Below are 14,274 nucleotides of genomic sequence, written 5' to 3'. Positions count from 1 at the left end.
CCGTAGGACGGCGTCGATTCACGACCACGGACGTGGCATACGAAAATGGTGGGCTGACGTGATAGGCCAGTCGAGTCTCAGGGCCTGCGAAGCGGCAGGGTTTGCTACCCGTCCCGAAAACTCGTTGCAGAGCAGTCAGTCGATTAGCGCCGCCAGGGCAGGGCTCCATAACGCATGTGCAGGGCCAGAGGAGGAGTGACCGAGGTCGGTGTCCATTTCCACGTACCGGTAACTGCCAAGCACGCGGGCCATCTCACAGTTCATGGTGGCGTTGGGTGGGAACAGCTTGTCGCTGCGCGCCACTACATGCAGTACCTTGGCGCGAATTGCGCCCATGAAGGGCTGCACGTCGAAATCGAGGGCGGCGCGCAGGAGCACGACCAGTGCATGTGGATCAAACTCATGGGCCCATTGCGCCGCCATGCGCTCCATCCGCCCTTGGACATCGGTGGGATCGACACCTTGCGCGTTCAGAATAGTTTCCATTCCGTACTGACGCAGCGTGGCTACTCTCAGGCGGCACATGGTGTCGTACAAAGCTCCAGGTGTGAACTCACCGTTGTTCCAGGCAGGATCGCGCCCCAGCCAGTGCATAAGCCAGTCCATGGACATGCTCTCGGTCTGCGGCAAGTAGGGCGCTGAAACAACTGCGGCGACAGTGTCCAGCCAATCTGGGTGATCAATGGCCCATTGCAAGGCCTGAAACCCACCCATGGAGGGACCGACCACTGCACGAAGGTGCGTAACCCCGAGCTTGTCCAGCAGAGCGCGCTGCGAAGCCACTATGTCGGAGAAGCCAATCCTTGGAAAAGTAACGCCGTAGGGCTTACCAGTTTTCGGATTGAGGCTGGACGGCCCCGTGCTGCCGTAGCAAGAGCCCAGCATATTGGGGCATACGATGAAATACCTGTCCGGGTCCAATGGCTTGCCTGGGCCGATCAACGGAGCCCAGGAGCCTTCTGCCACGCCAGCACCGTGCGCGAGCAGCCTATGGCTCGCTGTGTAGCCATGCGTGACAAGGATCGCGTTGCTGCCATCGGCCGAGAGTTTGCCGTAGCAGGCGTATGCAATGGTCACGTCTGGCAAGCTGTCGCCGTTCTTCAGCGCGAGCGACCCAATGGAACAGAAGTGATCGTGTGGCATACAGCTTTGCACCAGATCACTTTTCGTTGCTGCGGATCTGTTGGATGCTCTTGCCCCAAACTCGCGCTTCATCTTGAACCAGTCTCTCGAAAGCTTGGGCGGACATGGCCATAGGCTCGTGCGCCGCACCAGCGAGTTCGTTGCGGTAGGCGGACTGGCCGGTGAATGTGGCAGAAGCTTTGGAGATGCGGTCCAAAATCTTCTGGGGGGTGCCCCGCGGCGCACTGATACCGAACCAGGTACGCTGGTCGAAGTCTTTCACGCCAGCTTCCTGCATGGTGGGGACCTGCGGAAGGAAGGGGTTGCGGCGGTTGCTCGAGTACGCCAATGCTTGCACCTTGCCTGCGTCAATCATCGGTTTGGCCGTGGTCGTTCCGTCGAAGACGAAATCCACGTGACCGGCCAGCAAATCGGCAAGCGCGGCAGCAGAACTTTTGTAGGGAACATGCAAGAATTTCTGGCCCATGTTCTGGGCGAACAACTCTGAGTAAAGGTAGGCGATGCTGCCGACGCCAGCCGAAGCGTAGGAGACAGTGCCATCGGGTTTAGCCTTGCCATAGGCCACCAACTCCGCCAGGTTCTTCCAAGGTGCTCCGGGGCGGGTGAGCATGACCATGCCGCCCTGCGCCAGGCCCGCAGCTCCCACCAAATCCTTCACTGGATCGAACTTCAGGTTGTCATAGAAATGCCCGAACGTGGGTAACGAAGAGCTTACGAACAACAAGGTGTACCCGTCCGGCGGCGCTGTTGCGACGGCGGCAGCGCCCAGTGTTCCCCCTGCACCCGGCCGGTTTTCCACCACCACAGGCTGCTTGAGGGCTTCAGAGAGGTTGCGTGCCGCAATGCGAGTGAGCAGGTCCGTTGTGCTGCCAGCCCCAATACCCACCACGAGCTTGATGGGGCGCTGCGGATAGTTGTCAACGCGTTCGCTCTGAGCGTATGACAAGCCCGGAGCGGAGGTGATGACCAGCGTGGCTGCAACCAGAAGGCGTCGAGTGATAGGGATGTTCATGTTGTCTCCTTGAATGTTGAAATCTTCGAACTTCAGTCTGGCTGCGGCGTGCGGATTTGTAGTAGTTGTGTAATCGCCGCGCCGACGTCTTGGGTGCTGGCATTGCCTCCCATGTCTGGCGTCCGGGGTCCGGTGCGCAGAGCCTCTTCGATGGCGCCTACGATTTGATCGTGTGCGGCCTTCTCGCCCAGGAAGTCCAGCATCAATGCGCCCGACCAGATCATCGCGATGGGGTTGGCAATGTTCTTTCCGTAGATGTCGGGCGCGGAACCGTGCACCGGCTCAAACAGCGAGGGAAATAGGCGCTCAGGGTTCAGGTTGGCAGAAGGCGCCAAGCCGATGGTCCCGGTTGTGGCGGGGCCAAGGTCGGAGAGGATGTCGCCGAAGAGGTTGGTGGCAGCCACGACGTCAAAGCGTCCTGGTTGAAGCACGAAGCGGGCGGTCAATATGTCGATGTGTTGCTTGTCCAGGACCACATCTGGAAATTCGCCGGCAATGGCGTCTGCGCGCTTGTCCCACCACGGCATGCTCACTGCGATGCCATTCGACTTGGTGGCCACAGTCACGTGCTTTCGCGCACGCTTGCTCGCCAGGTCGAACGCGTAGCGCAGAAGCCGGTCGGCCCCGTGTCGCGAGAAAACGGATTCCTGAACCACCACTTCGCGATCGGTGCCCTCGAACATGATCCCGCCCAGGGAGGTGTACTCACCTTCGGTGTTTTCGCGGATGACCACATAGTCAATGTCGCCCACCTTGCGCCCGGCCAGCGGGCTAGGAACGCCCTCAAATAGCCGCACTGGCCTGTAGTTGATGTATTGATCGAATTCCCTGCGGAATTTCAGCAGTGAACCCCACAAAGAAACGTGGTCCGGCACCAGGGCCGGCCATCCCACGGCACCGAAATAGATCGCATCGAAGCCACTCAGGATTTGTTTCCAGTCGCTCGGCATCATCGATCCACTGGAGACGTAGTAATCGCATGACGCCCAGTCGAATTGCACGAACTCGATCTCGAACTCGAATGCTTTAGTCGCAGCTTTCAATACGCGCAAGCCTTCAGGCATCACCTCTTTGCCTATGCCATCGCCTGGGATGGACGCGATTCTGTACGTTTTTTTCATGGGGATCCTAGGAGATTTCAGGTGAAGCTGGTGATCATAGAAAATTGATAAATCGACAACAATAGTAAAAAATAGCAATTCAGAATGCACACTTCATGAAAAATAGATTTCCCAGCCCAGACGATCTGGATCTCTTTGTGCAAGTGGTTCGGCGGTCGAATTTTTCGGGCGCAGCCAAGGATCTGGGCGTGTCTCCGTCGTTCATCACCAAGCGCATCAAGATTCTGGAAGCACTGCTGGGCACCCCGCTGTTCCACCGCTCTACCCGCAAAGTCAGCTTGAGTGAAGACGGCGAGCGAACCTATGTGTGGGCACAACGCATACTGGAGGATGTTGACAACCTGGTGGAGGACATTCGCGAAAAACGCACGGAGCCACGCGGCGCGCTACGCATCTCCAGCAGTTTCGGGTTTGGCCGTCATGTCGTTGGGCCTATCCTGGCGCGGTTTTCCAAGGCCTATCCCGCGCTTGAAATCAGGTTTGAGGTGTTTGACCGCCTGATCGATGTGGGCGCAGAAGGCTTTGATCTGGATATTCGTATAGGTGACGATATTGCGCCCCACCATATCGCCAAGCGGATTGCGTCCAATCACCGCATTTTGTGTGCCTCTCCGGGCTACCTTGAACATCACGGCACGCCGAGGCTGTTGAGCGATTTAACTGCTCACAGCTGCATTGTGATTCGCGAGAGGGACCATCCCTTCGGAGTATGGAAGCTGACCTCTGGTGCACGCGAGGTGTCAGTGCGCGTGCGGGGCCCCTTGTCCACCAACCATGGCGAAATTGCCGTTCAGTGGGCCGTGAACGGCATGGGCATTGTGCTTCGCTCCGTCTGGGACGTGCAGCACCTCGTGGAGACTGGCCAATTGGTGCAAATCCTGCCCAAGTACCGGCAGCAAGCCAATATCTGGGCGGTATTTCCGTCTCGGCTGGAAACCTCTGCCAAGGTCAGGGTAGCTACAGAATGGATAGCGCGAGAGTTCCAGGAGTCAGACTTCTTCCAGAATTCCGAGTCGACTGATGATCTTGCGAGTGCTCGCCGGGTTTGAGAACGAAACTCCCTAACTCCCGCTAGCCTGGCCTCAGCAGGAGCCAACCTTTCGACGCGAAAAACTATATGCGTCCTTCCTCCACCGCATGGCAAGCAACCTGTACGCCTCTGAGCGTCTGTAATTTGGGACGCTCGGCCGAACAGCGGGCGTTGGCATGCGGGCAGCGTGGGTGGAAGGCGCAGCCTGTGGGTGGGTTCAGCGGGTTGGGTACTTCGCCTTGCACCGGTGTACGGGAGCGACCCGTATGTTTCATCTGCGGAATGGCGTCCAGCAGCATGCGGGTGTATGGGTGCTGTGGTGTTGCAAATAGTGCCTGCTTGTCTGCCACTTCGATCAAGCGGCCCAGGTACATCACACCCACCTGGTCGGCCACATGGCGTACCACGGCCAGGTTGTGACTGATGAAAAGGTAGGTCAGGCCCTGCTGGCGCTGCAAGTCCTTCATGATGTTGAGCACCTGCGCTTGCACACTCACATCCAGCGCGGAAGTGGGTTCATCACACACCAGAAACTCGGGCTGAGTGGCGAGCGCTCGGGCGATGGAGATGCGCTGACGTTGGCCGCCAGAGAACTGGTGGGGGTATTTGCTCATGTCGAGCGGCGACAGGCCGACGGACTGCAGCAGTTCACCCACTCGCTGCTTCAACTCCAACTTGTCCGACAGGATGCCATGCTCGCGCAGCGGCTCACCCACAATGTCCTGCACGATCCAGCGCGGGTTCAGGCTGGCGTACGGATCCTGGAAAATCATCTGAATGCGACGGCGCAGCTTGCGGCCTTCAGGTGTCTTGAAGGCGGCGTGGGCGTCCTGTCCGTCAAACTGGAAGCCGCCACGGGTGGGCGCGTACAGGCCCACCAGAAGGCGGGCCACGGTGCTCTTTCCGCAGCCAGACTCTCCCACCAGAGCGAGGGTCTTGCCGCGCTCGATGCTGAAACTCACGCCATCCACTGCATGCAGCAGCACGCGCGGCTTGCGCTCCAGAACGCGGTTGAGCCAGGGAGGGGACACGTCAAAGGTGCGTGCCAGGTCGTGAGCGACGACCAGTGGGGCTCCTTGGGCAGCATGCGCAGTGGCCTCGGGGGATTGCATTACGGCGGTATTCATCGGGCCGTCTCCAAGGTAGCAGGCTCATGCAGCCAGCAGGCTGCGCGGGTGGCGCCGGCGGGCAACAGTTCGGGGCGTTCATGCAGGCAACGGTCGAAGCGTTGCGGGCAACGGGGGTTGTAAGCGCAGCCGGTGGGAATGGCATTCAACCGGGGCATGGCACCATCGATCTGGTTCAGGCGTTCGCGATCGCTTGCCATGTCAGGGATGGCGGCCATCAAGCCTGCTGTGTAGGGGTGCGCCGGTTGGTGAATAACCTCGTGCACGGGGCCAATCTCAGCCACGCGGCCCGCGTACAACACGGCTACCCGGTCGCAGGTCTCGGCAATTACACCCATATCGTGCGTGATGAGCATTACAGCGGCGCCGCGTTCTTTGCACACCTTCTTCAGCAGCTGAATGATTTGCGCCTGAATCGATACGTCCAGCGCTGTGGTGGGTTCGTCGGCGACGATCAGTTTGGGTTCAGCCGCCAGCGCCAGCGCGATCACCACCCTCTGGCGCATACCGCCCGAGAACTGGTGTGGAAAGTGGTCAATGCGTTGCTCGGCTGCCGGTATGCCAGTGTCCTGCAGCAGGCTGATGGCGCGGCGTCGAGCTTCGGTCTCGCTCACCGGCAAGTGGGCTCGAATCGTTTCGGTGAGCTGCCGGCCTATGGTGTACAGCGGGTTCAGGGACGTGAGTGGATCCTGGAAGATCGCACCGATCTTGCGGCCCCGGATGTGGCGCATGGCTTCGAAAGGAAGCTTGTCGATTCGCTGGCCTTCCAGCACGATTTCACCACCGGCTATACGGCCTGGGGGCTCGAGCAGGCCAATGATGGCCGCACCGGTAAGTGACTTGCCCGCACCAGACTCGCCCACCACACCCAGAATTTCACCGGGGGCGATGTCGAAGGAAATGTGGTCCAGCGCCCGGAGGGTTCCGTGGCGATGCGGAAACTCTACCACCAGGTCTTTGACTTGTAGAAGGGTCATGGTTTGCTCTCCTTCTTCAGCGCAAACGGGGGTTCAACGCGTCACGCAGCCAGTCACCCAGCAGGTTGACGCTAAGGGCAATCAGCACCAGCATGGCACCCGGGAACACGGTGATCCACCACTCGCCAGAGAAAATATAGTCGTTACCTACACGTATCAGGGTACCGAGTGAGGGCGATGTGGGGGGCACCCCCACACCCAGAAAGGACAGTGTCGCCTCTGTGATGATGGCCGTAGCTACCTGAATGGTGGCCAGCACCATCACAGGGCCGGTCACGTTGGGCAGCACATGGCGCAGCATGATGCGGCTGGGCGCCACCCCGGTCACACGTGCGGCCTGTACATATTCCTTGTTGCGTTCCACCAGGGTAGAGCCGCGCACCGTGCGGGCGTACTGCACCCAGCCGGTCAGCGTGATCGAGATGATCAGCACCCCGAAGGCCACGGTTTCATGGGCGTTGGGAAACAGGGCCCGACCAACCCCGGCGATCAACAAAGCAACCAGAATGGGGGGAAAGGACAACATCACATCACACACACGCATCAGGAAGGCATCAAGCCAGCCGCCGAAGAAACCGGCGAGCAGGCCAAACACCACACCAATCACCACCGACAAGACCACTGAGACAACGCCCACTATCAGCGAGATACGGGCGCCGTAGATCAGTGCTGACAGGATGTCGCGTCCCTGATCGTCTGTGCCCAGCAAATACTTGCTGCTTCCCTCTGCCTGCCACGCAGGAGGCAGGCGGGCGTCGCCCAACTCCAGCGCTGCAAGGTTGAACGGGTTGTGAGGTGCCACCCAGCCCGCAAACAGCGCACAGAACACACAGACCAAGGCAATCAGAGCCGCGCCCATGGCAACAGGCGAGGTGCGAAAGCTGTGGCCAATATCGCTGTCTAGCCAGCGCCCAATTGTTTTTTTCATCGTAGGAAGTCCGTTCAAACAGCACCGAGGCCTGGAGATCAATGCCCGCCGGCTTTGCCGACGCGCAGGCGAGGATCGACTACAAAGTAAAGGAGGTCTACGATCAGGTTGATCACCACAAATATCAGCGCGACAAGGCACAGGTAGGCTGCCATCACCGGGATATCTGCAAACGTCACGGCCTGGATGAACAGCAGTCCCATCCCGGGCCATTGGAAAACCGACTCAGTAATGATGGCGAAGGCGATCAGGCCACCCAACTGCAAGCCGGTGATGGTCATCACTGGCACCAGGGTGTTCTTGAGTGCATGGCCAAAATGAATGGCTCGGTTGGAAAGGCCTCGTGCACGGGCGAACTTGATGTAGTCAGTACGGAGCACCTCCAGCATCTCTGCACGCACCAGCCGCATGATGAGCGTGAGCTGGAAGATGGCCAGGGTGATGGCTGGCAAGACGATATGGTGCCAACCGTCCACCGTGAGCAGGCCAGTACTCCACCAGCCCAGTTGCACGGTGTCGCCCCGGCCAAAACTTGGGAACCACCCCAGTCCAACGGCGAACACCAGAATCAGCAGGATGCCAATGAGAAAGGTGGGAAGTGACACGCCCAACAGAGAAATGCCCATGAACACCTGGCTCATGAAGGTGCCGCGACGCAAGGCGGTGTAGACACCCATTGGAATGCCGATCAGCAGCGCAAGCAGCGCTGCAACGACGGCCAGTTCCAGGGTCGCGGGAAAACGCTCTGCGATCAGGCCAGACACTTTGGCTGCTTGCCGCAAACTCATGCCGAAATCACCCTGCACAGCGTTGCCCAGAAAGTGCCAGAACTGCACGAAGAACGGCTGGTCTAGACCGAGTGCTTTACGCATTTCCCGTATTTCTTCGGCCGTGGCGTCCTGGCCCAGCAGGAAGGAGATAGGGTCTCCTACGTACTGGAAGAGCAGGAAAGAGATGAACGCCACCGCGATCATGACGATCACGGATTGGATCAGGCGACGCAGAACAAATGCAATCATGGAGCTGACTGAAAAGTGGATGACAGGCAATCGAGGTGTCAGACCCGGACCCGCACAGAAACACAACGGCCCGCCTAAACCAATGGTCAGGCGGGCCGCAGCCGCATAAGGATTACTTAACTTGAATCAGGCGCCAGTCCAACCGGTTATCCGCGCGGTGCACGACTTCCACGTTCTTGCGCATAGCCCAAGGGATAACCTGGTTGTGTAGCGGCAGGTAGGCCACGTCTTCGTTGCCCAGCACCAGCGCTTTTTCGATCAGATCGTTGCGCAAGGTGAGGTCGGTCTCAACCTTGATGCGCTCGATCAGGGCGTCCATCTGTGGGTTCGAGTAGCGGCCTACGTTGTAGTTGCCGTCACCGCCCGCACCCACACTGCGCAGCAGCGATTGCAGCGAATACAGCGCATCAAACGTTGGTACGCCCCAGCCCAGCATGTAGATGCTGGCTTCATAGCGCTGGATCATGGGGAAATAGGTCACCAGAGGCAGCGTGCGAAGCTTGGCCTTGACGCCGATACGTGCCCACATGGCGGTCACAGCCTGGCAGATGGCTTCATCATTGATGTAGCGGTTGTTCGGACAGGCAAAGTCCACCTCAAACCCCTGCGGGTAACCGGCGTCAGCCAGCAGCTTCTGGGCCGCGGCTACATCGTAGGGGAAGCGCGCATCGGCCTTCTTGGTCCAACCATTGACCTGGTGTGCAATCAGCGTGCCCGTGTTCTGCGACAGGTCACGCATCGTGACGCGCTTGATCGCATTGATGTCGATGGCCTGGTAGAGCGCCTTGCGTACACGTTGGTCTTTCAGCGGGTTCTTGCCCTTCACATTGGAGCCAGGCAGCTCGTCGCGATGCTGGTCCATACCGAGGAACATGGTGCGGGCTTCGACGCCGTCCAGCACCTTGATGGCACTGTTGCTGCGAAGCCGGGCCAAGTCTTGCGTGCTGGGGTCCAGTACAAAGTCGGTTTCACCGGAGAGCAGGGCCGCGATACGCGTAGGGGCTGATTTGATCGGCGTGTAGACGATCTCGGTTACGTTGGTGGGGTTCTTGCCAGAGTAGTTAGGGTTGGCCACCAGGACCAGGCGCTGGTCGGGTTGCCATTCCTTGACCATGTACTGGCCGGTGCCCATGGCATTGCGGTGCGCAAAGCTTTCTTCGGAGGTTTTGATGTCCTTGGGCTCGGTCGATTTGTTCTTCTCGGCCCAGGCCTTGCTCATGATGCGCAATTCGGTCAACTGGTTCAACAGCACCGGATTGGGGCTTTTGAGCATGATGTCGATCGTATTGGCATCGACCTTGACGACTTTATCGATGCCTTGTGCGTACACGGCGTAGTTGGAAGTCTTGGCCATGGAGCGGTTGATCGAGAAGATCACGTCCTCAGGCGTCAGTACCGAGCCATCACTGAATTTGACGCCGCTGCGCAGCGTGAAACGCATTTGTGTGGGGGTGATCAGTTTCCAGCTCGTAGCCAGTTGTGGCTCGGGCTTGAAAGTCTTGCTGTTGTAGTACACCAGCGACTCATAGATGGACGCGTGTATGCCATTGCCCAGAGCATTGTTCTGCGAATGGATATCCATTGTTGGAAGGTCACTGGCGCTGGACCATTTGAAAGTCTTGGCGTGGATGGCAGGGGCCATCAGGGTCGCCGCAGCAACAAACAAGCTGGTCCAGGCAAAACGGGTCTTTGTCATAGGGCCTCTCTCGAAAGATTCAAAAACCAGAATATGCAACACGCGTGCCAGGGGGCGCTACAGGGTAAGCACCAGAACAGGGAAACTCCCGAGTCACAGGGAGTACGCGGCAAAACTCCGCTTGTCGATCGTCGCCAAGGCGATCTTTTTAGCGCGCAGAGGTCTGACGGCTCCGTGACCGCTCTGTCTCCAGTATTCCCGCCACCGAGCTCTTCAACGTCAGCATTTTCTGGCCTCGCATATGCGCCGCTGTGTGTAGCAGCGTAGGTTATGCAGTTGCCGCTGATGGCGGAGGGCAATTCGATGCAGTGCTAGGATTGAATACTTTGGTGTTCAATCTTTGCGCGGCCACCGTTGAAGCTGGCAGTGATGGAGCCAGCACCCGTGGAGTGGCGGGGGGCTGCGCAACGATGTCGGGGCTAATGTGATGGCTTGGCTTTACACGAGGGGCTGTTTCGTAGTCGCCATGGCCTGAGTTCTCCGCGGCGACAGTGCAAGTGCCGGCCGGGTAGCAGAAACATCTGCACCGAAGCCTGGGCTTGAGCAACACCGCAAAGCGCACAGAGCAAGAATGGCAAGCAGTGGTACTTCGGCATCATGGCTCGCACCAGCGTGAAGTCGGACTCTCGCCTGGTGCACAAGGTGCGAGGTAGCAGCGGCAATGTACCCGACTTGAACAAAGCCAACAGCCGGGCTGCACGGCCAAGGGACAGGTGTCTTGGTGCCCTAAAAGTCGGGAACGTTGCTTCCTGAAGTGCAGTTCTCTCGGAGTGCGACATCGCATTTGCAAGTGATTCGTGCGAAGCATGACTGGCTTACAGGGATAAGTCATGTATTGCGCGATGGGCGAACAATATGCGCGATCATCGTGCAATGAAAGATGAGGCCAATGATCTTCTGATGGGGCAGACCTACCATGAAGAAGTGACGCAATCAGCGGCACAGAACAACATCAGGAGACAAAAATGTTTAGTAAGCCAAGCATGGGTACGCATGCGAATCGCCGTTCGGTGCTCAAGGCCGCAAAGTACGCCATCGCCGTGACCACTTTCCCCGTTTTCCTCTACGCCTGTGGTGGAGATGGAGACCACACTAAAGAGACAGCAGACCTCGTTTTGAAGAACGGGTATGTGTACACGGTCGACACATCCCGAAGCGAAGCTGAGGCTGTGGCTGTGAAGAACGGGAAAATTCTCTTTGTGGGCAAAAACCGCGATGCAGATGCCTATATAGGCGAGAAGACGCAAAGCGTGGACCTCAAAGGCAAGATGCTGCTGCCTGGCATCGTCGATTCACACAACCATGTCTCGGACCATCCAGAAGGCCTCTTCTGGCTGACAACCCGACCATTTACCAGCATGGAGAAAATCGGTGCTGCGTTGAAGGAGTACCGGGCCAAGGATCCGTCGATGAAGCAATTGCGTGCAATCGGTTGGGATGTCGACATGCTGAAGGAAGCCAGCGCCGAGAGTGGATTGTCCCCAGCGCAGATTCTTGATCAGTATGTCCCGGACATTCCCGTGATCCTGCTGCACGACTGGCATCACGACATGTGGGTCAACTCGCTGGCTCTGGAAAATGCGGGTATCAACGAGAACACCCCCAATCCGCCGGGTGCATTCTTTGAACGTGTCGCAGGTACTGCGGGCATCGGCCAACCGAGCGGTATCGTCCGTGAATTTGGCGCGATGAGTCTTATTTTGAAGGCGCTTCCATACCCAGACTTCACCAAAGCCCAGTTTCGGGAGGCCATTCTGGATTGGCAAAAGATGGCTGCGGTCAGAGGTGTGACGTCGGCACTGGTTCCTCAGCCTAGACCTACCGTCAACTTCTACGAAGCCCTGAAGGAGCTCGATGCCGAGGGACTACTGACTTCGCACTTTGAAGTTGCAGTGTGGGCAGATGAGACACGCGGCACCGAGCAAGTGCCTGAGATTTTGGCCCTGCGTGAAAAATACAAGGGAGGCAATAAGTTCAAGCTCTCCACCGTGAAGATCTTCGGTACGGGCTCCTCCGCCTGGGAAGCGTCAGATCGACCTGTATGGGACCAGGAAACTCTGAAACAGACGGTCGCAGCGCTGGACAAGAACGGCATGAGAATCTTCATTCATGACATTGGGCCAGTTGAAAGTTACAACAACATGCTCGATGCTTTCGAGTATGCCTTGAAGCAGAACGGTCCGCGTGACGCTCGTCACACCATTACTCACGTCAATGAGGGTGACTCCGTTCCGACGATTGAGCGCTTTAAGCAGTTGGACATTCGCGCAGACGGCCATCCCGCGCCCAAGGCCTTCTTTGATGCTGGGGTCAAGGTGACTCTTTCGAGTGACTATCCCGTAGTTGACTTTTTCCCTGGAAGGCGGATCGGTCGAGTTGTGAAGAGCGGTGTTCCTGTCGCAAGCGCAATTGCGGCCCACACCATCGCTGGTGCTGAACTCATGTTCCGCGAAAAGGAGATTGGATCGATTGAGGTTGGGAAGTCTGCCGACTTGGTGGTTTATGACAAGAGCTTCTTCGCGATGACTGCGGAAGAAATCTCTGCAGCCAAGCCGGTGATGACCTTGGCAACAGGAAAAGTCGTGTTCCGCGATGCGAGTTTTAGCGATAACTCCAAGTAATCCTCCTTTCGTGAAAGAACAGGGGGCCGACGATTGGCATGATACCGGCGGCAGGTATTAACAGTCCCGGTGCCGCATGCGACTAAGGACGGAGCGAAGTTTCATAGGGAACTTCGCTCCGTTTTTCGTATGGTCCGCGGGTGTCCAAGCACCTCGTCGGTCATAGTCCGTGGTGCGCGGTGGGATGGGTTCGCAGGCTTGGTCGCCGTATCGCGTACCTTGTCATCGCGCAAAGTCGCTTGGCAGTTTTGAGACATCAGGAAACGACGACGGCTAGTATCTGGAGGTCGCTTGGCCTCCACTAGGAAAACCATGACCACCTCAGTTCAGATCGTCGTCAGCGGCAACAAACAAGTTTGCGTCACCACGCCAGCGGGTCAGACCCGTATGCAGCCAGGCGGACATCACACGTTCCTTATCCATGGCGAGGGTGAAGTCAGTGTGAAAGAGGTGCATGGCTTTATGTCTGCGCCAAATTTGCCGCTGGTTCGCCCATATGCTGCGGAAGAGGGTGACAGCGCGGCCCAGGACTGATGCCGTGACCGGCTGGGGCGTAGCAGTCCAAGGCTGCACCTGTGGTTAACCCTATTGCATCCAATAGCAAACCAAAAAATGTCAATGCACGGTTAACATCGCCCAATCAAGAATCCAAATGTGATTCATATGCCATCAGGGAAGATGAATATGGAAGAGGAACACAGGGCACGCAACAAGCCGGAAGCTCAGGGTTTTCAGCCAACTCTGCATATGGTGCAGTATCTCCTTCGTGCGGTGCGCCACGGTGCGCTCACTCTGCTGGCACTCTTTGCCGTGTCCACAGCATGGGCCCAACTCACTGTTGCGCCGCCCACACTGCCCAACGCCACACAGGGCACGGCTTATACCCAAACCCTCACCGCCAGCGGCGCCCCAGGCCCCTACAGCTTCGCTTTGACCGCGGGTAGCTTTCCCCTGGGGATGTCCTTCAACAGTGCAGGTGTGCTCAGCGGCACTCCTACCGTCGCTGGCACCTTCAACTTCATTGTGACCGTTAATGGGGCGGCGGGATCCATCGGTTCACGGGCCTATGCTTTCGTAGTGGATCCTCCCCCTGCACTGGCCATTACCCCTTTAACTCTGCCTAACGCCACACAGGGCACGGCCTATACACAAACCCTCACCGCCAGTGGCGCCCCAGGACCCTACAGCTTCGCTTTGACTGCGGGTAGCTTTCCCCTGGGGATGTCCTTCAACAGCGTTGGTGTGCTCAGCGGCACTCCTACCGTCCCTGGCACCTTCAACTTCACTGTGACCGCTGACAATGGGGCGGCGGGATCCACCGGTTCACGGGCCTACTCTTTCGTAGTGGATCCTCCCCCTGCACTGGCCATTACCCCTTTAACTCTGCCCAACGCCACACAGGGCACGGCTTATACCCAAACCCTCACCGCCAGTGGCGCCCCAGGACCCTACAGCTTCGCTTTGACTGCGGGTAGCTTTCCCCTGGGGATGTCCTTCAACAGCGTTGGTGTGCTCAGCGGCACTCCTACCGTCCCTGGCACCTTCAACTTCACTGTGACCGCTGACAATGGGGCGGCGGGATCCACCGGTTCACGGGCCT

At 58.2% G+C, this 14,274-nt stretch carries 12 protein-coding genes; 4 read left to right on the top strand and 8 right to left on the bottom strand.

Features of this window, described 5'->3' with window-relative positions; translation table 11 throughout:
- Window positions 1-135 precede the first annotated feature (135 nt).
- From ABIE13_RS19335 to ABIE13_RS19325, 3 genes are read right to left on the bottom strand one after another with little or no spacing between them, the layout of a single operon-like run.
- Window positions 136-1,143 carry an alpha/beta fold hydrolase gene (locus tag ABIE13_RS19335; RefSeq protein WP_354446467.1) on the bottom strand — a complete coding sequence of 336 codons (1,008 nt, stop codon included), beginning with the start codon at window positions 1,141-1,143 and terminating at the stop codon, window positions 136-138.
- 16 nt (window positions 1,144-1,159) lie between these two features.
- Window positions 1,160-2,155, bottom strand: a complete 996-nt coding sequence (locus ABIE13_RS19330; protein ID WP_354446465.1) for a tripartite tricarboxylate transporter substrate binding protein — start codon at window positions 2,153-2,155, stop codon at window positions 1,160-1,162.
- 32 nt (window positions 2,156-2,187) lie between these two features.
- The gene (locus tag ABIE13_RS19325; protein WP_354446463.1) at window positions 2,188-3,276 is read right to left on the bottom strand and encodes a tartrate dehydrogenase; all 1,089 of its coding nucleotides are present in this window, start codon (window positions 3,274-3,276) and stop codon (window positions 2,188-2,190) included.
- Window positions 3,277-3,371: 95 nt separating this feature from the next.
- Here ABIE13_RS19325 and ABIE13_RS19320 point away from each other — a divergent pair, with 95 nt between their 5' ends.
- Window positions 3,372-4,325, top strand: a complete 954-nt coding sequence (locus tag ABIE13_RS19320) for a LysR substrate-binding domain-containing protein (RefSeq protein ID WP_354446461.1) — start codon at window positions 3,372-3,374, stop codon at window positions 4,323-4,325.
- A 64-nt stretch (window positions 4,326-4,389) separates the two neighbouring features.
- Here ABIE13_RS19320 and ABIE13_RS19315 read toward each other — a convergent pair whose 3' ends face one another.
- From ABIE13_RS19315 to ABIE13_RS19295, 5 genes are all read right to left on the bottom strand, one after another.
- Window positions 4,390-5,433 carry an ABC transporter ATP-binding protein gene (locus ABIE13_RS19315; protein ID WP_354446459.1) on the bottom strand — a complete coding sequence of 348 codons (1,044 nt, stop codon included), beginning with the start codon at window positions 5,431-5,433 and terminating at the stop codon, window positions 4,390-4,392.
- Window positions 5,430-6,410 carry an ABC transporter ATP-binding protein gene (locus tag ABIE13_RS19310; protein WP_354446457.1) on the bottom strand — a complete coding sequence of 327 codons (981 nt, stop codon included), beginning with the start codon at window positions 6,408-6,410 and terminating at the stop codon, window positions 5,430-5,432. Before ABIE13_RS19310 ends, ABIE13_RS19315 begins: the two co-directional genes overlap by 4 nt.
- 16 nt (window positions 6,411-6,426) lie before the next feature.
- Complete coding sequence (locus tag ABIE13_RS19305) at window positions 6,427-7,338, bottom strand: ABC transporter permease (protein WP_354446455.1); 912 nt, start codon at window positions 7,336-7,338, stop codon at window positions 6,427-6,429.
- Window positions 7,339-7,376: 38 nt separating this feature from the next.
- Window positions 7,377-8,357, bottom strand: a complete 981-nt coding sequence (locus tag ABIE13_RS19300; RefSeq protein WP_354446453.1) for an ABC transporter permease — start codon at window positions 8,355-8,357, stop codon at window positions 7,377-7,379.
- A gap of 112 nt (window positions 8,358-8,469) precedes the next feature.
- The gene (locus ABIE13_RS19295) at window positions 8,470-10,053 is read right to left on the bottom strand and encodes an ABC transporter substrate-binding protein (RefSeq protein ID WP_436278446.1); all 1,584 of its coding nucleotides are present in this window, start codon (window positions 10,051-10,053) and stop codon (window positions 8,470-8,472) included.
- Between the two features lie 965 nt (window positions 10,054-11,018).
- Here ABIE13_RS19295 and ABIE13_RS19285 point away from each other — a divergent pair.
- The 3 genes from ABIE13_RS19285 to ABIE13_RS19275 all read left to right on the top strand — a co-directional run.
- Window positions 11,019-12,674, top strand: coding sequence for an amidohydrolase (locus tag ABIE13_RS19285; protein ID WP_354446451.1), 1,656 nt, complete (start codon window positions 11,019-11,021; stop codon window positions 12,672-12,674).
- A gap of 312 nt (window positions 12,675-12,986) precedes the next feature.
- Window positions 12,987-13,208, top strand: a complete 222-nt coding sequence (locus ABIE13_RS19280) for a hypothetical protein (RefSeq protein WP_354446449.1) — start codon at window positions 12,987-12,989, stop codon at window positions 13,206-13,208.
- Window positions 13,209-13,358: 150 nt separating this feature from the next.
- Window positions 13,359-14,274 (top strand): Ig domain-containing protein (locus ABIE13_RS19275; RefSeq protein WP_354446447.1); only part of this gene is annotated, 916 nt, incomplete at its 3' end.

The sequence above is a fragment of the Ottowia thiooxydans genome, assembly GCF_040548795.1.
GTDB lineage: Bacteria > Pseudomonadota > Gammaproteobacteria > Burkholderiales > Burkholderiaceae_C > Ottowia > Ottowia thiooxydans_A.
The sequence above is the reverse complement of the archived record's forward strand: the minus strand, read 5'-3'. Positions and strand labels throughout refer to the sequence as shown.